Annotated in this window: 14 protein-coding genes and 4 tRNA genes; 8 read left to right on the forward strand and 10 right to left on the reverse strand. The window is 66.2% G+C overall.

What is annotated here, in order from left to right; translation table 11 throughout:
- Nucleotides 1–3 precede the first annotated feature (3 nt).
- From AC2ITM_RS11780 to AC2ITM_RS11810, 7 genes are all read right to left on the reverse strand, one after another.
- Nucleotides 4–1,431, reverse strand: coding sequence for a UDP-N-acetylmuramoyl-tripeptide--D-alanyl-D-alanine ligase (locus tag AC2ITM_RS11780; RefSeq protein WP_486466839.1), 1,428 nt, complete (start codon nt 1,429–1,431; stop codon nt 4–6).
- Nucleotides 1,428–2,960, reverse strand: a complete 1,533-nt coding sequence (locus tag AC2ITM_RS11785; RefSeq protein WP_486466840.1) for a UDP-N-acetylmuramoyl-L-alanyl-D-glutamate--2,6-diaminopimelate ligase — start codon at nt 2,958–2,960, stop codon at nt 1,428–1,430. The genes AC2ITM_RS11780 and AC2ITM_RS11785 overlap by 4 nt, the downstream gene beginning before the upstream one ends.
- 73 nt (nt 2,961–3,033) lie before the next feature.
- A complete protein-coding gene (locus AC2ITM_RS11790) occupies nt 3,034–4,812 on the reverse strand; it encodes a peptidoglycan D,D-transpeptidase FtsI family protein (RefSeq protein WP_486466841.1) in 1,779 nt (592 codons plus the stop codon).
- Between the two features lie 13 nt (nt 4,813–4,825).
- A complete protein-coding gene (gene ftsL, locus AC2ITM_RS11795; RefSeq protein ID WP_486466842.1) occupies nt 4,826–5,185 on the reverse strand; it encodes a cell division protein FtsL in 360 nt (119 codons plus the stop codon).
- Nucleotides 5,182–6,192 (reverse strand): 16S rRNA (cytosine(1402)-N(4))-methyltransferase RsmH, encoded by a 1,011-nt coding sequence (gene rsmH / locus AC2ITM_RS11800; RefSeq protein ID WP_486466843.1) that lies wholly within the window; start codon nt 6,190–6,192, stop codon nt 5,182–5,184. The genes ftsL and rsmH overlap by 4 nt, the downstream gene beginning before the upstream one ends.
- A 3-nt stretch (nt 6,193–6,195) precedes the next feature.
- A complete protein-coding gene (locus AC2ITM_RS11805; RefSeq protein ID WP_486466844.1) occupies nt 6,196–6,747 on the reverse strand; it encodes a division/cell wall cluster transcriptional repressor MraZ in 552 nt (183 codons plus the stop codon).
- A 790-nt stretch (nt 6,748–7,537) separates the two neighbouring features.
- Nucleotides 7,538–8,614, reverse strand: a complete 1,077-nt coding sequence (locus tag AC2ITM_RS11810) for an Mrp/NBP35 family ATP-binding protein (protein ID WP_486466845.1) — start codon at nt 8,612–8,614, stop codon at nt 7,538–7,540.
- A 301-nt stretch (nt 8,615–8,915) separates the two neighbouring features.
- On the opposite strand from AC2ITM_RS11810, the gene AC2ITM_RS11815 reads away from it, so the two are divergent.
- Nucleotides 8,916–9,128: a DUF1127 domain-containing protein gene (locus AC2ITM_RS11815; protein ID WP_486466846.1), complete on the forward strand. Its 213-nt coding sequence runs from the start codon at nt 8,916–8,918 to the stop codon at nt 9,126–9,128.
- A 649-nt stretch (nt 9,129–9,777) separates the two neighbouring features.
- On the opposite strand, the gene AC2ITM_RS11820 is transcribed toward AC2ITM_RS11815, so the two are convergent.
- Nucleotides 9,778–12,195: an ATP-dependent helicase gene (locus AC2ITM_RS11820; RefSeq protein ID WP_486466847.1), complete on the reverse strand. Its 2,418-nt coding sequence runs from the start codon at nt 12,193–12,195 to the stop codon at nt 9,778–9,780.
- A 204-nt stretch (nt 12,196–12,399) separates the two neighbouring features.
- Here AC2ITM_RS11820 and AC2ITM_RS11825 point away from each other — a divergent pair, with 204 nt between their 5' ends.
- Complete coding sequence (locus AC2ITM_RS11825; RefSeq protein WP_486466848.1) at nt 12,400–12,834, forward strand: hypothetical protein; 435 nt, start codon at nt 12,400–12,402, stop codon at nt 12,832–12,834.
- Nucleotides 12,835–13,190: 356 nt separating this feature from the next.
- The gene (locus AC2ITM_RS11830; RefSeq protein WP_486466849.1) at nt 13,191–16,631 is read left to right on the forward strand and encodes a pyruvate carboxylase; all 3,441 of its coding nucleotides are present in this window, start codon (nt 13,191–13,193) and stop codon (nt 16,629–16,631) included.
- Between the two features lie 146 nt (nt 16,632–16,777).
- Here AC2ITM_RS11830 and AC2ITM_RS11835 read toward each other — a convergent pair whose 3' ends face one another.
- Complete coding sequence (locus AC2ITM_RS11835; protein WP_486466850.1) at nt 16,778–17,269, reverse strand: MarR family winged helix-turn-helix transcriptional regulator; 492 nt, start codon at nt 17,267–17,269, stop codon at nt 16,778–16,780.
- A 107-nt stretch (nt 17,270–17,376) separates the two neighbouring features.
- Between AC2ITM_RS11835 and AC2ITM_RS11840 the strand changes: the two genes are divergently transcribed.
- The 5 genes from AC2ITM_RS11840 to AC2ITM_RS11860 all read left to right on the forward strand — a co-directional run bounded on the left by AC2ITM_RS11840 (nt 17,377) and on the right by AC2ITM_RS11860 (nt 18,382).
- Nucleotides 17,377–17,802 (forward strand): organic hydroperoxide resistance protein, encoded by a 426-nt coding sequence (locus AC2ITM_RS11840; RefSeq protein WP_486466851.1) that lies wholly within the window; start codon nt 17,377–17,379, stop codon nt 17,800–17,802.
- 129 nt (nt 17,803–17,931) lie between these two features.
- Nucleotides 17,932–18,006: transfer RNA gene (locus AC2ITM_RS11845), tRNA-Gly, on the forward strand.
- Between the two features lie 51 nt (nt 18,007–18,057).
- Nucleotides 18,058–18,132 (forward strand) — tRNA-Gly (locus AC2ITM_RS11850).
- 50 nt (nt 18,133–18,182) lie between these two features.
- Nucleotides 18,183–18,257: transfer RNA gene (locus AC2ITM_RS11855), tRNA-Gly, on the forward strand.
- Nucleotides 18,258–18,307: 50 nt separating this feature from the next.
- Nucleotides 18,308–18,382: transfer RNA gene (locus AC2ITM_RS11860), tRNA-Gly, on the forward strand.
- Nucleotides 18,383–18,769: 387 nt separating this feature from the next.
- Here AC2ITM_RS11860 and AC2ITM_RS11865 read toward each other — a convergent pair.
- Complete coding sequence (locus tag AC2ITM_RS11865; protein ID WP_486466852.1) at nt 18,770–19,099, reverse strand: hypothetical protein; 330 nt, start codon at nt 19,097–19,099, stop codon at nt 18,770–18,772.
- Nucleotides 19,100–19,273 lie beyond the last annotated feature (174 nt).

A 19,273-nucleotide genomic window follows, 5' to 3' on the forward strand; every position in this document is an offset into this window, starting at 1 on the left:
TGTTCAATCCTCGGCGGGATGGCTCAGTTTCCGAAGCGCGTCAACCAGCACCGACACGCGCGAGCCCTTCGAGCCCTTGATCAGCACGACATCGCCGGCATCGACCAGCCGCAGGGGATCTTCCGCCAGTTTCTCGACCCGATCGACGCAGCGCCCGCGTTTGTGATCGGGCAGCGCCTCGTAAAGGACGCGCATCCGGGGCCCCACGCAATGCACCAGATCCACATCCTTCAGCGCCGGCAGACCCGCGATGTCGCGGTGCAGCGCCTCTTCGCCGCTGCCCAGTTCCAGCATCTCGCCCAGGATGGCGATGCGCCGGCCATGGGCGTGACGGCCCAGGTTGTCGCGCGGTTCCGCCGCCGCCAGCACATCAAGCGCCGCCGCCATCGAGGCCGGGTTGGCGTTGAAGGCATCGTCGATCAGTTCGAACGACAGCGCGCGGTCCAGCGGATCAAGGACCCGCCATTGCCGCAGGCCGCGGCCCGCAGGCGGGCTCCAGCGCCCGATCGAGGCCAGCGCCAGCGCCCGGTCCAGGCCCAGCACATGCGCCGTCGCCAGCGCTGCCAGCGCGTTCAGCGCGAAATGCCGCCCCGCCGCCGAAACCTTGTAGGTGATCGGCGTGCGCCAGGCGCGGGCATGGCAGATCAGGCAGTCGCCGGTGATCTGCACCTCGGTCAGGCGGTGGTGGCAGGTCGCGCTTTCGCCGAAGGTCAGCACCCGGGCGCCTTCTTGCTGGGCCTTGTGCACCATCAGCCCGGTGGTCGGCAGATCGCCGTTGATGATCGCCACGCCGCCCTTTTCCAGCCCTTCGAAGATGCTGGCCTTTTCCCGCGCGATGCCTTCGAGGGATTCGAAGGCCTCAAGATGCGCGGGGGCGATGGTGGTGATCAGCGCCACGTCCGGCCGCGCCAGGCGGGCCAGCGGCGCGATCTCTCCGGGGTGATTCATGCCGATTTCGATCACGGCCGCCTGCGCGTCGCGCGGCATCCGGGCCAGGGTCAGCGGCACGCCCCAGTGGTTGTTGTAGGACGCTTCGGCGCAATGGGTGCGCAGCTGGTCGCCCAGCACGTCGCGCAGCATCTCCTTGGTCGAGGTCTTGCCCGCCGATCCGGTCACCGCCACGACCTTGCCGGTCATGCGCGCGCGGGCGGCGCGGGCCAGCCCCTCAAGGCCCTCCAGCACGTCGGGCACGATCAGCAGCGGCGCGTCCGCGGCCAGCCCCTCGGGGATGCGCGACACCAGCGCCGCGCCGGCCCCCGCAGCCAGTGCCTGCGCCACGAAATCATGGGCATCGCGCGCCGCCTTCAGCGCCACGAACAGATCGCCCTTCCGCAATGTCCGGGTGTCGATCGACACGCCCTGAACCGTCCAGTCGCCGCGGGCTTCGCCGCCCGTCGCCGCTGCCGCTTCCGCAGCCGTCCAAAGGCTCATGCCAGTCTCCCGTCCAGGGCCGCCACCGCGACCGAGGCCTGTTCCACGTCATCGAAAGGATAGATCGTGTCACCGACGATCTGGCCCGTTTCATGCCCCTTGCCCGCGATCAGCAGCGCGTCGCCCGGGCCAAGGCTGTCGACCGCGCGCAGGATCGCCTCGGCGCGGTCGGGGACCTCGAAGGCCTCGGGGCAGCCCAGCATCACCGCCTGGCGGATGCTGCCCGGATCCTCGGAGCGGGGATTGTCATCGGTCACGAAGACCAGATCGGCATTTTCCGCCGCCGCCTGCCCCATCAGCGGCCGCTTGGTGCGGTCGCGGTCGCCGCCCGCGCCGATGATGGCGACGATCCGGCCCATGACATGCGGGCGCAGCGCCTTGATCGCGGTCGCGACCGCATCGGGCGTATGGGCGTAATCCACGAAGACCGAGGCGCCGTTGGCGCGCGTCGCCGCCAGCTGCATCCGGCCCCGCACCCCGACAAGGCGCGGCAGCAGCGGGAAGACCTCTTGCGGAGAGGCGCCGCACATCATGGCAAGGCCCGCCGCCACCAGCACGTTTTCCGCCTGGAAGCCGCCGATCAGGTTCAGCCGGACCTGATGTTCGGTCTCGGCGAAGGCGATGCGCAGGACCTGGCTTTCGGGTTCGAAGCGGCGGGCCACCAGGCGCATCTCGGCATCGGGATGCATGCCGACGGTCAGCACGTCAAGGCCGCGCGCCTCGGCCTCGGCGGCCATGTCGGCGCCGCGCGCGCCGTCGATGTTGATCACCGCATGGCCCTCGGGCGGCAGCACGCGGGTGAAAAGGCCGGCCTTGGCCTCGAAATATTCCTTGAAGGAGGCGTGGTAGTCCAGGTGGTCCTGGGTCAGGTTGGTAAAGCCCGCCGCCTGCAGCACCACGCCATCCAACCGCCGCTGCGCCAGCCCGTGAGACGAGGCCTCCATCGCGCAATGGGTGACGCCTTCGGCCGCAGCCGCAGCCAGCAGGCGGTGCAGGGTGATGGGTTCGGGGGTGGTGTGGGACAGCGGATGGGTGAAATCGCCCTCGACCCCGGTGGTGCCAAGGTTGCAGGCCCGGTAGCCAAGCGCCTGCCACAGTTGCCGCAGGAAGGTCGAGACCGAGGTCTTGCCATTGGTCCCCGTCACCGCGCACATCACCCGGGGCTGGGCGCCGAACCACAGTGCGGCGGTGGCCGCCAGCGTCTGGCGGGGGTCCTCGGCGACGATCACCGACACGGCCGAGGCCTTCAGCTGATCGGCGGCAATCCGCGCGCCGGCGGGGTCGGTCAGCACCGCCGCCGCCCCCATCTGCAGCGCAAAGCGGATGAATTCGGCACCATGCACCTTGGTCCCCGGCAGCGCCGCGAACAGAAAGCCCGGACGGACCTCTCGGCTGTCGACGGCCAGGCCCGTGACCTCGGCCTCGCGGCCGCCACGGGCAGTCAGGCCCAGTTCGCCCAGCGTGCGCACAGGCCGGAATTCGGGAATGCCGCCCTCCGATTCCCTGCCCGATCCCTTGCCGCTGCCCATGACCTGCTGCCTTTCCGGGACCCAGACGGCCCCTTTCTGCCCTTCTCGGGACTCGGGCCCGAAGGCCCCGCCCCTATCGGGTTATAGCAGCCACCGGAGTGGGTTCAACGCGCGGCCGCAGTCCCAGCATCGGGCCGATGCGGCGGATGATCTCGCGTGCCACGGGAACAGCCGTCCAGCCCGCGGTGCGCAGCGGATGGTTGATCGTCGCAATCGAGGTCTCGGGCTCATCAAGGGTGGTGATCAGCACGTATTGCGGGTCCGAGGTCGGGAACATCGAGGCAAATGTGCCGATGGTCTTGTCCTGGTAATAGCCGCCCGTCGGCCTGACCTTGTTGGCGGTGCCGGTCTTGCCGCCGACCTCGTAGCCCGGCACGTTGCCGAACGAGGCGGTGCCTTCGGTCACCACGTCGCGCAGCAGTTCGTGCATGGTTTCTGCGGTCTGCTTGCTGATGACCTGCTCGCCGGCGCTTGGCGTCGGGTGACGCAGCAGCGTCGGCGTGACCAGGCGGCCGTCGTTGGCGATGGTGGCATAGGCAGTGGCCAGCATCACCGGCGACACTGTGATGCCGTGGCCGTAGGACACCGTCATCGTCGTCAGGTCCGACCAGTTGGTCTGGTGCGAGGGCTTGGTGACCTCGGCCTCCGACAGTTCGATCGGCGAGGGATCCATCAGCCCCAGCTTCTTCAGGAAGGCCTCCTGGCGCTGTGCGCCGATCATCTGCGCGATGCGCGCCGCCCCGATGTTCGAGCTTTCGGTAAAGATCGTTTCGACATTGGCCGACTTGCCCAGGTAGTGGTCGTCGCCGATGCGGAAGCGGCCCCAGCGGATCGGGCCGGTGATGTCGATGACCGTGCTGGGCTTGACCAGCCCGAGGTCGATGGCCTGCGCCACGGTGAACAGCTTGAAGACCGAGCCCAGCTCGTACAGGCCCTGCACCGCGCGGTCGAACAGCGGGCTGTCGTCGGGCGTGCCTTCGGTGGGCGGCGGCGGCGGGTCGTTCGGATCGTAATCTGGCAGCGAGGCCATGGCGATGATCTCGCCGGTCTTGACCTTCATCAGCACCGCGGCCGCGCCCTTGGCGTTCATCATCTTCATGCCGCCCGACAGGACCTGCTCCAGCGCGGCCTGCACCGTCAGGTCGATCGACAGCTGCAGGGGGCGGCCGTTGTTGGCCGGGTCGTTCAGCTGGGCGTCAAAGCGGTGCTCGATCCCGGCCGAGCCGGTGATCTCGGCCCAGTCGACATCTTCCTTCTCGAACTTGGTGCCGCCCAGGATATGCGAGGCAACGGTGCCGTTGGGGTAAAGGCGCATCTCGCGCGGGCCGAACAGCAGCCCCGGTTCGCCGATGTCATGCACCGCCTGACGCTGTTCGGGCGACATGGTGCGACGCAGCCAGACGAATTTGCGCGTGCCGGTGAAGTCCTTGATCATCCGGGCCTCTTTCAGGTCCGGAAAGATCTTGGCCAGGGCCCGGGCGGTCTTCAGCGGATGCACCATCTGCTGGGGATGCGCGTAAAGCGAATAGGTTTCCATGTTGGTGGCCAGGATCCGGCCATTGCGGTCGACGATATCGCCGCGACTGGCCACCATGCCGCTGGTGCCGCCGGAAATCCGCGGCTCTTCCGGGGCAGAGCTGGCCATCGCCCCCATGCGAAAGCCCACGGCCCCGAAGGCGCACAGGAAGGCCAGGCCCAGGATCAGCAGGCGCCCCTCGGCGCGCTGGCGCCCCCGGTCGCGCATCTGTTCGTGGCGCTGGCGCAGGTTTTCGCGCTCGATCACGTCGGGGTTTTCGCCCTTGGCGCGGGCATCGAGGATGGCGGCGAGCGGGCGCAGCGGCGTACGGGTCATGCGCCGGGTCTCCTCACTTCTTGATGTCACTTGGCAGCAGGGACGACATTTCGACCGTCTGCTGCGTCGCCGGGGCCGCCGCCGGGGGCTTTGGGTAGGGCACCTGCGCGACCGAGCCGAACTGCGAGGGGTCGATGGGCTGCAACTGCAGCGACGAGAAGTTCATCTCGGCCAGCGCACGCAGCCGGTCGGGGCGGTTCTGATAGGCCCATTCGGCCTTCATCATCGCCAGCGTGGCGCGGGCATCGGCGATCTGGCTTTCCAGGTGGTCCTGGACCTCGACCGCGGCCTTGGTCTGATAGTTCTCCTGATAGGCCCAGAAGGCAAGGCCGATGACGGCCATGGCACTGAGCAGATACAGAAGCGTCCTCATCCCCGGCGTCCCTTCCTGTCGCTGGCCCCCGGCATGCCCAGGGCGGCACGGTCGATGTCTTCCGCGGGGGCGTCGGTGCGGTAGCCGATGCGCAGCCGGGCCGAACGCGAGCGCGGGTTGTCCTGCAGCTCCTCGTCATCCGGGCCGATGCCCTTGCGGGTCTTCTGAGTGAAGGCGGGGACCTCTTCGGCGGTCTGGGGCGCGTAGCGGTTGGCATTGCCGGTGCCGCCGGTGCGCAGCTGGAAGAAGCGCTTGACCATCCGGTCCTCGATGGAATGGAAGCTGACGACGGCCAGGATGCCGCCGGGCTTCAGCGCCCGTTCCGCGGCCATCAGCCCCTCGGCCAGCGCGCCGTATTCATCGTTGACCGCGATGCGCAGCGCCTGGAAGCTGCGGGTCGCCGGGTGGCTTTGCCCCGGTTTCGCGCGCGGCAGGCAGCCCTCGATGATCTTCGCCAGGCGCAGGGTGGTGGTGATCGGCTCCACCGCGCGTTCGCGGGCAATCGCCTTGGCGATCCGGCGCGAGGCGCGCTCCTCGCCGTAAAGATACAGGATGTCGGCCAGCGGGCCTTCGTCCATCGTGTTGACCAGATCGGCGGCCGAGGGGCCCGACTGGCTCATCCGCATGTCGAGGGGGCCGTCGCGCAGGAAGGAAAAGCCGCGTTCCGCCAGATCCAGCTGCATCGAGGACACGCCCAGATCCAGCACCACGCCATCCAGCCCCTCGGGGCAGTGATCCTGCGCCACCTGGTCCAGATTGGCAAAGTTGTCCTGCACCACCTGCAGCCTGTCGCCGTACTGGCCGGACCAGGCCTGCGCCATCTCCAGCGCCAGCGGATCCTGGTCGATGCCCACGACGCGCGCAGCGCCCGCCTCCAGCAGGCCGCGGCTATAGCCGCCCGCCCCGAAGGTGCCGTCGATCCAGGTGCCCGTCACGGGGGCCACGTTCTGCAGGATGGGGCGCAGCAGCACGGGAACGTGCGGCCGCTCTGCGGTATCGGAGACCATGTCTCAGTTCTCCTCTTCCGCCGCGGCGCGGCTGGCGGGCTTTCTGTACTTGTCGAAGATCGACTGAGGGTTGAAGGTGCGAAGGTCAAGCCCCTTCTCTTCCTGCCAGACCTCGCGCTTGGCGCTGCGGGCTGCAAGGAAGGTGTCGGGGTTCCAGATCTCGAAGGTCTTGCCGCGGCCGACAAAGCTGATCGCGTCCCCCGCCTCGATGCCGATCTTGGCGCGCAGGCGGGCGGGCAGCACGATGCGGCCCGTGTCGTCGATCGAGAATTCCATGGATTGCGTCAGGAAGCAGTCGATCAGGGCCTCGGTCTCGGCATCGCCCTGGGGCATCTCGTCGATCATGTCCTCGATCTCGGCCATGGCCGCGACGGTGTAGCATTCGACGTGATCGCGCAGGTGATCGCCGAACACGGCCACCATCACCACGCTTTCGCCCTTTTCCCAGTCGGGGTCATTTTGTTCGAGAACGGCGCGGAACTTGGCCGGGATCGAAACCCGCGCCTTGGAGTCTACCTTGAGCTCCTCCTCGCCTCTGAACCTCTTTGCCCGCAAGGTTGCACCGGCTCCCCGACCCCCGAGTTTACACAAATTACCGATAAAACGGCCCTCAGAAACGGAAAACGGCGGATAGGTGCTGCTGCCACTGCCCTATCCGCCGCCCTCGTCCCGTTTCCGGGGTGTCCAGCTTCGCGCGGCCACCTGGGGGGATGTCTGCTTGCCCCGCGCGCCGGATCTCTTGGTCAGATGAAAGCGAGTGCCTGTATGATCACTGCCTGTGTTTTGCGTAGAGCCCGGGATCTTTTGGCGTCCCGTATCCTCTTGCCCGCCTCATCTGTGGGTTCATGAATGCCATGGGATTTCATGGTTGGCAAATGGTTTCTGTGGGAATTCCTGGGCCCGCCTTGTACACAGGCGGAACCCCGTCCAAGATGCCCCGATTCTGCAGCAGCGATTCCCGGGCCACCGCCCCAGAGTCCCCCTCCCAACCCTCTCAATTTAGTGCCATACATCCTGCATCCGCCAAGATGTGGTGCTTACACCCTTGTCTCGCATGAGATTTCAGGGGGCTCCCCACCCCGTCCCACAGCTCGTTGACCGGCTGGAAAGCGGGACCCAAAAGACACAAATTCCCTAATAAATGACTAAAATTGACCTTACGTCATATTGACGTCGGCCGGAATACTTCTTCGCAAAGTGATTCGAATTCCCGGGAATCTGCGGCGCTTCCGTGGCGGCAGCGCCGGACCTTTTGCCGGACCGTGTGCCAAAAAGCACGGGACGCGCGCCTCAGGCCCGCGTCCCATGCCATCCCATCCCATGCCGGCCCATCGGCCGATCGGGATCAGACCATGCCACTTTCGATCAGGCCGCGAGCCAGCTGCGCGAAGGCCTGGGCCTGAGGCCCCTCACCCAGAGCGACCGGGGTGCCGGCATCGCCCGCCAGCCGGGTCTCCAGGTCCAGCGGCAGCGTGCCCAGCAGCGGCACCCCCAGCTTTTCGGCCTCGCGGGCCACCCCGCCATGACCAAAGGGATGCGAAGCCTCGCCGCAATGCGGACAGATGAAGGTCGACATGTTCTCGATCAGGCCCAGCACCGGGGTCTTCAGCGTGTTGAACATGTCGATGGCCTTGCGCGCATCCAGCAGCGCCACGTCCTGCGGCGTCGACACGATGATCGCCCCCGAGGGCGCGGCCCGCTGGCACAGCGTCAGCTGCACGTCGCCGGTCCCCGGCGGCAGGTCGACCAGCAGCACGTCCAGCTCTCCCCAATGCACCTGGGTCAGCAGCTGCTGCAGCGCCCCCATCAGCATCGGCCCGCGCCAGACCACGGCCTTGTCCTCGTCCACCATCAGCCCGATCGACATCAGCGTCACGCCATGGGCGTGCAGCGGTTCGATCGTCTGCCCGTCGGCCGAGGCCGGACGGCGGTTCACCCCCATCATCCGCGGCTGCGAGGGGCCATAGACATCGGCATCCAGCAGCCCGACCTTCTTGCCCTGCTTCGCCAGCGCCACCGCCAGGTTCGAGGACACTGTGGACTTGCCCACGCCCCCCTTTCCCGAACCAATCGCCAGGATCCGCTTGACCGAGGCAGGTTTCAGCGGTGCATTCCCGCCCGTGGGGTGGCCGCCGATCTTCAGGCTGGGCGCAGGCGCCCGCACGGCGGGGGCGGCCTCGTGGGCGGTCAGCACGGCGCTGACGCGCTCGACCCCGGGGATCTCACGCACCAGGCCTTCGGCGGCGGTGCGGATGTTCTCCATCCGGCGGGCGGTGGCGGCATCCGGGGCCTCGATCACGAAGCGCACCGCCCCTCCCTCGACCGAGAGCGCCCGCACCATGTCGGCCGAGACCAGGTCCCCCCCCGTCGGCAGGGCGATACGCTTGAGTTCCGATAGTACGTCTTCACGGGTGACGGCCACGTCTGTCTCCTTCAGTGCTGGCGCATAGGTGCGCATTTTGCCGGTGACAGCAAGGGGCACAGCCCCCGGCCGGACGCATCGCGGACGCCGGGTCAGGAAATTGCTGCGACGCGGCAAAAGACACATCCCCTTGTTAACTATGGGTCAACAGCTCGTATGCACTTTCTGCATAGCGGCGTTGAGGAACCGTCCGTTGTGCACTCGCAGCAAATCTTTAAGTTGAGCCTCAACAGCGACGGCCAAGACGAAGCGCCGCCGCCACCACCGAGTTTAGACGCGACGAAGGGACAGAACGATGGCAATGGCATCCGATACCCGCACTGCACATATCCAAGGCAACGTCTTCTCCCGCCTGCTGGAAGGCCTGGGCGCCCGCTATGCCCGTCACCTGGCCTACCGCCGCTGCGTGGAAGAGCTGGAAAGCCTCGACAACCGCGAGCTGGCCGATCTGGGCATCAGCCGCACGATGATTTCGACCCTGGCCCGCCAGGAAGCCTACGGCCTGGCGGCCTGAAGACAGATCCGGTTTTGGCGGTCCTCTCCTCCTCCCTGGACCGCTGAGACCCGCGGCGACACCTCTCCTCCTCCCTGGTGTCGCCGCACCTGAACACCCGAAGCGCAGGCTTCCAGAAATGTATCGTCCTCTCCTCCTCCCTGGGCGAACATGACCGAACCGGGCAAGGCTCTCCTCCTCCCTGCCAACCCCGGATCGGACCCCAGATCGGTTGCCTCTCCTCCTCCCTGGCAATCGTGACCCTCCCGGCGGAGGCTCTCCTCCTCCCTGCCTCCGCCGGCCCCATTCCGGAGCACCCGCTCCACCCCCATACGCCGTCCCCCTCCTCCTCCCTGGGATGCGGCGTTACCGGACCCGGCAAGGCTCTCCTCCTCCCTGCCAAGCTGGGCCCAGATCTGGACCGGTTGCCTTCCTCCTCCCTGGCAATCGCGAAATGACGGTGGCATCCCTCCTCCCGGGATGCCGCCGTTTTCCTTTTCTGGGCATGAAAAAGGGGGCTCTGCCCCCTCTGGGGCCTCCGGCCCCATTCACCCCCGCCATATTTTTGGAAAGATGAAAGACGAAGGGCGGGTTCCCCGTCATCTGGCCAAAAATACTCCGGGGGAGTCGAGGCGCAGCCGCGGCGGGGGCAGAGCCCCCTCCCCCCGGATCAGAAGGGCACGTCGTCGGGGCTGGTGACGAACTTCGCCACGATCTTCTTCACCCCTGACTTCTCGAAGGCCACCTCCAGCTTGTCGCCCTCGACCCCCAGCACCTCGCCATAGCCGAACTTCTGGTGGAAGACGCGCTCGCCCACCGTGTGCGAAGCGGTCGCGGTCATGTCGATCGTCATGGCGCGGGCTTCCCGGGGCTGGGCGACGGGGCGGTTCGAGGCCCGCGCCTGCATCCGCTTCCAGCCCGGAGAGTTGTAGACATTGACGTCGGCCGCCCGGCTTTCCAGACCGCTCTGCACCGATCCTGCCGCGCCGTAGCCGCCGCCATAAAGGCCCGGCGGCGTCAGCACCTCGACATGGGCTTCGGGCAATTCGTCGATGAAGCGCGAGGGCAGCTGGCTTTGCCACTGGCCGAAGACCCGACGGTTGCCGGCGAAGGAGATCGTGCAGATCTCCTCGGCGCGGGTGATGCCGACATAGGCCAGGCGACGCTCTTCCTCCAGGCCCTTCAGGCCCGATTCGTCCATCGAGCGCTGCGAGGGGAACAGCCCGTCCTCCCAGCCCGGCAGGAAGACCGCCGGAAATTCCAGCCCCTTCGCCGCGTGCAGCGTCATGATCGAGACCTTGGCCCCGGCATCGTCGCTCTCGTTGTCCATGATCAGGCTGACGTGCTCCAGGAAGCCCTGCAGGTTCTCGAAGCTTTCCAGCGCCTTGATCAGTTCCTTGAGGTTCTCCAGCCGGCCCGGTGCCTCGGGCGTCTTGTCGTTCTGCCACATCTCGGTATAGCCCGACTCGTCCAGCATCACCTCGGCCAGCTCGACATGGGTCATCGGCGCCACCGGGCGGGCCTCGTCGATCAGCACGTCATCGGGGTCGAAGGGCACGGCCGAGGCCGCCTGCAGGCGGGCAATCCCGGCCCAATGCGTCACCTGTTCGACAAGGCGGCGCAGCTGCCCCCCCGCCTTGCCGCCAAGACCCTGGTCTTCCAGCAGGATCCGGGCGCCTTCCAGCAGCGGCACGCCATGGGCGCGCGCCGTCATCTGGATCTTCTGCTGGGCCTTGTCGCCCAGGCCGCGCTTGGGCGTATTGACGATGCGCTCGAACGCCAGGTCGTCCGAGGGCGAGCAGGCTAGCCGGAAATAGGCCATGGCATCGCGGATCTCGAGCCGCTCGTAGAAGCGCGGGCCGCCGATGACGCGATAGGGCAAACCGATGGTCAGGAAGCGGTCCTCGAAGGCGCGCATTTGATGCGAGGCGCGCACCAGAATCGCCATGTCATCAAGGGAAAACGGATGCAGGCCGCGGGTGCCGCGCTGCAGGGCCTCGATTTCATCGCCGACCCAGCGGGCTTCCTCGTCGCCGTCCCAATGGCCGATCAGGCGGACCTTCTCGCCGCCCTCGGCCTCGGTCCAGAGCGTCTTGCCCAGCCGGTCCTCGTTGCCGGCGATGACGCCGGAGGCCGCCGCCAGGATATGCGCGGTCGAGCGGTAGTTCTGTTCCAGCCGGACCACCGTGGCACCGGGAAAATCCTTTTCGAACCGCAGGATGTTGCCCACCTCGGCGCCGCGCCAGCCATAGATCGACTGGTCGTCGTCACCGACGCAGCAGATGTTCTTGTGCGCGCCCGCCAGCAGCCGCAGCCACAGGTACTGGGCCACGTTGGTATCCTGGTATTCGTCCACCAGAATGTAGCGGAAACGCCGCTGGTACTGTTCCAGCACGTCGGGATGGGCCTGGAAGATCGTCACCACATGCAGCAGCAGGTCGCCGAAATCGACCGCGTTCAGATCCCGCAGGCGGGCCTGGTACTGGGCATAAAGATCAATGCCGCGGTTGTTGTAGGCGGCGGCCTCGGCCACGGGCACCTTGGAAGGGGTCCAGGCGCGGTTCTTCCAGTGGTCGATGATTCCCGCCAGCTGCCGCGCGGGCCAACGCTTGTCGTCGATATTGGCCGCCGAAATCAGCTGCTTGAGCAGCCGCAGCTGGTCATCCGTATCCAGGATGGTGAAGTTCGACTTCAGCCCCGCCAGTTCCGCATGGCGCCGCAGCAGCTTGACGCAGATGGCGTGGAAGGTGCCAAGCCAGGGCATCCCCTCGACCGTTTCGGCCAGCATCCGGCCGATGCGCAGCTTCATCTCGCGCGCGGCCTTGTTGGTGAAGGTCACCGCCAGAACCTCGTGCGGGCGGGCCCGGCCGGTGTTCAGCAGGTGCACGATGCGGCTGGTCAGCGCCTTGGTCTTGCCGGTCCCGGCCCCCGCCAGCATCAGCACCGGGCCATCCAGCGCCTCGACCGCGGCGCGCTGCGCCGGGTTCAGGTCGTCCAGATAGGGCGCCGGTCGCGCGGCCAGCGCGCGCTGCGACAGGGGAACCGAGGCCGCGGCCTCGAAGGCGTCATCTTCGGAGAAACTGCTCATGCCCGCAATCTAGCGTCCGGCGGGCGTCTTGGGAAGATGGCGTTCCCCTTCCGTTCACAAGAATCCTGCCGCACCGGCCGCGCTCTGCGAAAGTTGAAACAAAGCTGGGCTTCATCACCCGCCAATCCCCCGCGCGCCTTAAGTATTTCGCAAGCCCCGGGGGTGCAGACCAGAGGCACGCGCACGTAACGAAAGGAGGGACCCATGTCCATCACTGCCCTGAGCGGCGCGAGCTATGGCGCGGCCTCGATCGGGGCCACGTCGCAGACAGCCAACCGGACCGAGGACAGCTCGGCCTCGGCGGGTCCGGCTGCGGCCGGCGGCCCGGGACCGGGCGGCGGCACACCGCCGGGCGCCCCGCCCTCGGCCTCGGGCGGGGTCGATCCGGCCTCGCTGGTGACGGCACTGCTGGAAAGCGACACCTCCAGCACCACCGAAACCGAGAGCGACAGCGACGATCCGCTGCTGGACCTCTATCCCGATGCGGATACCGACGGCGATGGCCAGATCAGCGCCAAGGAGCTGGCGCTCTACCAGGCCAGCCAGGCCGCCGAGGCAGCCCGCGCCGAACAGGCCGACGCCGCCCGCAGCCGTCAGGCGGCCTCGGGCTATGACGAGACCCGCCAGGTCCTGGCCTGACCCCGGACACCCCGATCCGGCACACCCTGTCCCGCCCCCGCACGCCCGGGGGCGGGATCTTTCTGCATCCATAAGATATCTTCCCGGATCGCCCATGTGACCCTGCGTAAAGGCCATGGCGCGCCCCATCGAAACCTCGGTTCATTTTGCATAAACGCAAAATGAAATAGTTAACATTTACCGCTAACATCCCTGCTTTCCCCACTCGGATCGGCAATTAAGCAAAGCCCTGCCCGAAAAAACGACTTTATCTGTTTTGCAACAATCCAACTTGCGCTGCATCGCGGCGTAGCGTTTCCTTAACGGCAGGACGGGGGGAAGGCGCGCTCTTCTCCCATCTGCAAAAGGGAGAAGTCATGGCAGAGTTCCAGAAGATCCTCATCGCGAACCGCGGCGAGATCGCGATCCGCATCATGCGGGCAGCCAACGAGATGGGCAAGAAGACCGTCGCGGTCTATGCAGAAGAGGACAAGCTCGGCCTGCACCGTTTCAAGGCAGACGAAGCCTATCGGATCGGCGAAGGCCTGGGCCCCGTGGCCGCCTACCTGAGCATTGATGAGATCATCCGCGTCGCCAAGATGAGCGGCGCCGACGCCATCCACCCGGGCTATGGCCTGCTGTCGGAAAACCCCGATTTCGTCGATGCCTGCGACGCCGCCGGCATCACCTTCATCGGCCCCAAGGCCGAGACGATGCGCGCGCTTGGCGACAAGGCCAGCGCCCGCAAGGTTGCCATCGCGGCGGGCGTGCCGGTCATTCCCGCGACCGAAGTCCTGGGGGATGACTTCGATGCCATCGCGACAGAGGCAGCCGAGATCGGCTATCCGCTGATGCTGAAGGCCAGCTGGGGCGGCGGCGGACGCGGGATGCGCCCGATCAACGGCCCGAAGGAGCTGAAGGAGAAGGTCCTTGAGGGCCGTCGCGAGGCCGAGGCCGCCTTTGGCAATGGCGAGGGCTATCTGGAAAAGATGATCCTGCGCGCCCGCCACGTCGAGGTTCAGATCCTGGGCGACACCCATGGCCAGATCTATCACCTGTACGAACGCGACTGTTCCGTGCAGCGGCGCAACCAGAAGGTCGTGGAACGCGCCCCCGCCCCCTATCTGTCCGAAGAACAGCGCGCCGAGATCTGCGAACTGGGCCGCAAGATCTGCGCCCATGTGAACTATGAATGCGCCGGCACTGTCGAATTCCTGATGGATATGGACAGCGGCAAGTTCTACTTCATCGAGGTCAACCCCCGCGTGCAGGTGGAACACACCGTCACCGAAGAGGTCACCGGCATCGACATCGTTCAGGCGCAGATCTTGATCGCGGAAGGGAAAACCCTGGCCGAGGCGACCGGCAAGGCTTCGCAATCCGACATCCATCTGATGGGCCATGCCCTGCAGACCCGGATCACCACGGAAGACCCGCAGAACAACTTCATCCCCGACTACGGCCGCATCACCGCCTACCGCACCGCCACCGGCGCGGGCATCCGTCTGGACGGCGGCACCGCCTATGCGGGCGGCGTCATCACCCGCTATTACGATTCGCTGCTGGTCAAGGTCACCGCCCGCGCCCAGACCCCCGAAGCCGCCATCCGCCGCATGGACCGCGCGCTGCGCGAATTCCGCATCCGCGGCGTCAGCACCAACATCGCCTTCGTGCAGAACCTGCTGAAGCACCCGGTCTTCCTGTCGAACGAATACACCACCAAGTTCATCGACACGACGCCGGACCTGTTCGACTTCTCGACGCCGCAGGACCGCGGCTCGAAGGTGCTGACCTATATCGCCGACATCACCGTCAACGGCCACCCGGAGACCAAGGGCCGCGCCGCCCTGCCGGAAGGCTTCAAGCTGCCGAAAGCGCCCGCGCCGCTGGGCGAGGTGCCGACCGGCACCAAGACCCTCCTGGATGAAAAGGGCCCCAAGGCCGTCGCCGACTGGATGCTGGCGCAAAAGCAGCTGCTGATCACCGACACCACGATGCGCGACGGCCACCAGTCGCTGCTGGCGACCCGGATGCGCTCGATCGACATGATCAAGGCCGCGCCCAGCTATGCCGCCAACCTGCCGCAGCTGTTCAGCCTGGAATGCTGGGGCGGTGCGACCTTCGACGTGGCCTTCCGCTTCCTGCAGGAAGACCCCTGGCAGCGCCTGCGCGACATCCGCGCCAAGGTGCCGAACATCCTGACCCAGATGCTGCTGCGCGGCTCGAACGGGGTGGGGTACACGAACTATCCCGACAACGTGGTGCAGGCCTTCGTCAAGCAGGCCGCCGACACCGGCATGGACGTGTTCCGCGTCTTCGACAGCCTGAACTGGGTCGAGAACATGCGCGTTGCCATGGACGCCGTGATCGAGACCGGCAAGATCTGCGAAGGCACGGTCTGCTACACCGGCGACATCCTGAACCCGGCGCGCGCCAAGTACGACCTGAAGTACTATGTCGCCATGGCGAAGGAGCTTGAGGCCGCAGGCGCCCATGTGCTGGGTCTGAAGGACATGGCCGGGCTGCTGAAACCCGCCTCCGCCCGGGTCCTGATCAAGGCCCTGAAGGACGAGATCAGCATCCCGATCCACTTCCATACCCACGACACCTCCGGCATCGGCGGCGCCACGATCCTGGCTGCGGCCGAGGCGGGCGTCGATGCGGCGGATGCGGCGATGGATGCGCTTTCGGGCAATACCTCGCAGCCGACGCTGGGCTCGATCGTCGAGGCGCTCATGCATACCGAGCGTGACACCGGCCTCGACATCGAGGAGATTCGCAAGATGAGCGACTACTGGGAAGCCGTGCGCGGCCAGTATGTTGCCTTCGAAAGCGGGATGCAGGCCCCCGCCTCCGAGGTCTATCTGCACGAGATGCCCGGCGGCCAGTTCACCAACCTCAAGGCACAGGCGCGCTCGATGGGGCTGGAGGAACGCTGGCACGAGGTCGCGCATACCTATGCACAGGTGAACCAGATGTTCGGCGACATCGTGAAGGTGACCCCCTCCTCCAAGGTGGTGGGCGACATGGCGCTGATGATGGTCAGCCAGGGCATCACCCGCGCCGAGGTCGAAGACCCCGATCGCGACATCTCCTTCCCGGATTCGGTCATCGACATGATGCGCGGCAACCTCGGCCAGCCCCCGGGGGGCTTCCCGCCGCTGCTGGTGAAGAAGATCCTGAAGGGCGAGGCCCCCAATACCGAACGTCCCGGCGCCAGCCTGCCCCCCGTCGATCTGGAGGCCACCCGCAAGGAGCTGTCCGAAAAGTTCGACGGTCGCGTGATCGACGACGAGGATCTGAACTCTTACCTGATGTATCCGAAGGTGTTCAGCGACTACCTGACCCGGCACGAGATCTACGGGCCGGTGCGCACCCTGCCGACCTCGACCTTCTTCTACGGCATGAAGACCGGCGAAGAGGTCTCGGTCGAGCTGGACCGCGGCATCACGCTGGAGATCCGCCTGCAGGCCGTGGGTGATTCCCGCGAGGACGGCAATGTCCGCGTCTTCTTCGAACTGAACGGCCAGCCGCGGGTGATCCGCGTGCCCGACCGCTCGATCACCGGCGGCAAGGCGGCGGCGGCGAAGGCCGATCCGACCAACCCCAACCATGTCGCGGCGCCGATGCCCGGTGTCGTGGCCTCGATCGGGGTTGTGGCCGGCCAGGACGTGAAGGAAGGCGATCTGCTGCTGACCATCGAGGCGATGAAGATGGAAACCGGCATCCATGCCGACCGCACCGGCAAGGTGAAGGCCGTTTACGTCACGCCCGCCGCACAGATCGACGCCAAGGACCTGCTGATCGAATACGAGTAAGGCGGGGGGCTCTCGAAAAAGGGAACGGACGTGAAGCTGCGGAAGGCTTTACTTCCGCCTTCCGAGGGCCACCTAGATGACAGGCAGGTGGCGGGTCCGTTTCTCGGTTTCTCAGCCCGCCACCCAAGACGGCCCCGCCGCGGTTCTCAGTCCCGCGGCGGGGTTTTTTGTTGCGCATCAGGCGCCTGGGCGATGCGCCCCCGCAGATCGCGCAAGGTGGCCAGGATCCCCTCATAGGCGCCCCGGTCAAAGCCCATGTCCTGTGCCAGGCAGCCCGGCACAGCCGCTGCGCGCCTTGCCTTCTGCTGCCCCGCAGGCGTCAGCTGCACCACCACGCGGCGCTCGTCCTTGTCGGAGCGGCGGCGTTCGATCAGCCCGGCAGCGGTCAGCCGCTTCAGAAGCGGCGACAGGGTGCTGGTCTCCATGCCCAGGGCCGCGCCCAGTTCGCCCACCCCCTGCCCGTCCCGCGCGTCCAGGCGCAGCAGCACCAGGAACTGCGGATAGGTCAGGCCAAGCGCCTCCAGGTAGGGTGCATAAAGCCGGATGAAGGCGTGGCTGGCCGCATAGAGGTTGAAACACAGCATCTCCTCGGTCGGAACCGGGGCGGCGGCGGGCGGAATGTCGTCAGGGGTGCGCATGGCCGGAAAATATGTCGCGCACGACCGGTCCGCAAGGATTGACAGGGCGCCTTGGATCCATTTATATCGTGCACGATCTAATCGCATACGATTGAAAGGATGATCCGATGATCACCAAGACGCTTTACACCACCCGTGGTACGGCCGAGGGCGGCCGCGAAGGCCGGGCTGCAATCGCCGACGGCGCCCTGTCGGTCGATCTGGTCATGCCGAAGGAACTGGGCGGACCGGGCGGCGCCGGCACCAACCCCGAGCAGCTGTTCGCCCTGGGCTATGCCGCCTGCTTCCTGTCGGCGCTGAAGCTGGTCGCCCGTCAGGAGAAGGTCGCGCTGGATGCCGCAACCACCGTCTCGGCCGAGGTCAGCATCGGCGCGACGGATGCGGGCGGCTTTGCCCTGGCGGTAGCCCTGGTCGGCGATCTGCCCGGCGTCGCGGCCGAAGCGGCGGAGATGCTGATGGAAAAGGCCCATGCGGTCTGCCCCTACAGCGCCGCCACCCGCGGCAATATCGAGGTCACGCTGCGCCTGGCCTGAGGGCCCCTGCCCCGGCTTTGCGGCACCCCCGGAGGGTGCCGCAAAGTGAGGCGAACAAACTGGCCGGAAGGCGAAATTTCCTCTTGCAGGGCGCATGGGTTCTTTATACATGGTGCCTCACCCAAGGACGCGGGCGTAGCTCAGGGGTAGAGCATTACCTTGCCAAGGTAAGGGTCGAGAGTTCGAATCTCTTCGCCCGCTCCAAATTCCTCCCTCACGGGGGGCGAGATTGAAACGCGACAGGTTTCTGCGGATGCGGGCGTAGCTCAGGGGTAGAGCATTACCTTGCCAAGGTAAGGGTCGAGAGTTCGAATCTCTTCGCCCGCTCCAAATTCCTCCCTCACGGGGGGCGAGATTGAAACGCGACAGGTTTCTCGGATGCGGGCGTAGCTCAGGGGTAGAGCATTACCTTGCCAAGGTAAGGGTCGAGAGTTCGAATCTCTTCGCCCGCTCCAAATTCCTCCCTCACGGGGGGCGAGATTGAAACGCGACAGGTTTCTCGGATGCGGGCGTAGCTCAGGGGTAGAGCATTACCTTGCCAAGGTAAGGGTCGAGAGTTCGAATCTCTTCGCCCGCTCCAAAATTCAAAGACATGCTGATGGGCCGGTTGCAGATTGCAACGCGGCCCTTTTGGCATCTGCGGTGTCGGGGGGCTCTGCCCCCATCGCCTGCGGCGATCCCCCCGAGGTATTTGAAACAAGAAAATGAGGCCAGCGATCCGGGGCAATCGTTTGACCTTGGTCTTCGCCATGGCCATGCGTCCCTGCGCAATGAACGCCCTGTCGAGGCCTTAAGACGCCTCGATCTTCGTCCCGAGCGGTGCGTCGTGCATGCGTTCGCAAACCCGATCCATCGGCGTCGGGCCGCACAGGCCGTCGTGCGGATGCTCTTGGTTGAGGCATGCGGCCCTTGGGCAAGGGGGCGGTCCAGACCAGGGTCGTCGAGGCCCACCGTTGGCCGGACCTCTTCAAGGCCGGTCTTCTGGGCGCGTTCGACCTTGCCATTGAGATGACCGTAACCTGGTCCACCCGCCGCGGAGCTGCTGCCGGACCTTGCTGGCGACGACATCCTGGCCGAGATCTGTCTGGATGTGCTGAAGGAAGAACGGCATTCCCCCCACGACATGAGCGAGGAAGGAGAGGGTCGGCGCCGCGGATTTCCTGGGAAAGACCGCCATGACCTGATCGTGCGAGCCGTCATAAATTTCCTTTTTTATAAATACTTGGCACGATTTCGCAAAGATCCATCTGGACCCGCCGGTGACGTCCCGTTTGATGGAGTAGGTGTCTGTGGCCATCGGGTTTCTCGGTAGGGTCGGGTTGCTGAGCCCAGCTGAACCAAGGGATAGAGCCGATGAGCAAACCCATGATGGACCTCCGCGCTTGTAGGGATGATCGGCTTCGCCGCCGGTCGACTGATGGTGCTGGAGGTCGGCGCCGACTACGGCGAGAAGGCCCCCGAGCGGCTGACA

This window comes from Pseudooceanicola sp. NS-SX9 (assembly GCF_057380705.1).

Bases quoted from the DNA above. Each gene is read 5' to 3' on its own strand.
- AC2ITM_RS11790 (WP_486466841.1), bottom strand. From the start codon at position 4,812: ATGACCCGTACGCCGCTGCGCCCGCTCGCCGCCATCCTCGATGCCCGC.
- AC2ITM_RS11840 (WP_486466851.1), top strand. From the start codon at position 17,377: ATGATCACCAAGACGCTTTACACCACCCGTGGTACGGCCGAGGGCGGC.
- AC2ITM_RS11835 (WP_486466850.1), bottom strand. From the start codon at position 17,269: ATGCGCACCCCTGACGACATTCCGCCCGCCGCCGCCCCGGTTCCGACC.
- rsmH (WP_486466843.1), bottom strand. From the start codon at position 6,192: ATGGTCTCCGATACCGCAGAGCGGCCGCACGTTCCCGTGCTGCTGCGC.
- AC2ITM_RS11780 (WP_486466839.1), bottom strand. From the start codon at position 1,431: ATGAGCCTTTGGACGGCTGCGGAAGCGGCAGCGGCGACGGGCGGCGAA.
- AC2ITM_RS11785 (WP_486466840.1), bottom strand. From the start codon at position 2,960: ATGGGCAGCGGCAAGGGATCGGGCAGGGAATCGGAGGGCGGCATTCCC.
- ftsL (WP_486466842.1), bottom strand. From the start codon at position 5,185: ATGAGGACGCTTCTGTATCTGCTCAGTGCCATGGCCGTCATCGGCCTT.
- AC2ITM_RS11815 (WP_486466846.1), top strand. From the start codon at position 8,916: ATGGCATCCGATACCCGCACTGCACATATCCAAGGCAACGTCTTCTCC.
- AC2ITM_RS11820 (WP_486466847.1), bottom strand. From the start codon at position 12,195: ATGAGCAGTTTCTCCGAAGATGACGCCTTCGAGGCCGCGGCCTCGGTT.
- AC2ITM_RS11825 (WP_486466848.1), top strand. From the start codon at position 12,400: ATGTCCATCACTGCCCTGAGCGGCGCGAGCTATGGCGCGGCCTCGATC.
- AC2ITM_RS11865 (WP_486466852.1), bottom strand. From the start codon at position 19,099: ATGGCCACAGACACCTACTCCATCAAACGGGACGTCACCGGCGGGTCC.
- AC2ITM_RS11830 (WP_486466849.1), top strand. From the start codon at position 13,191: ATGGCAGAGTTCCAGAAGATCCTCATCGCGAACCGCGGCGAGATCGCG.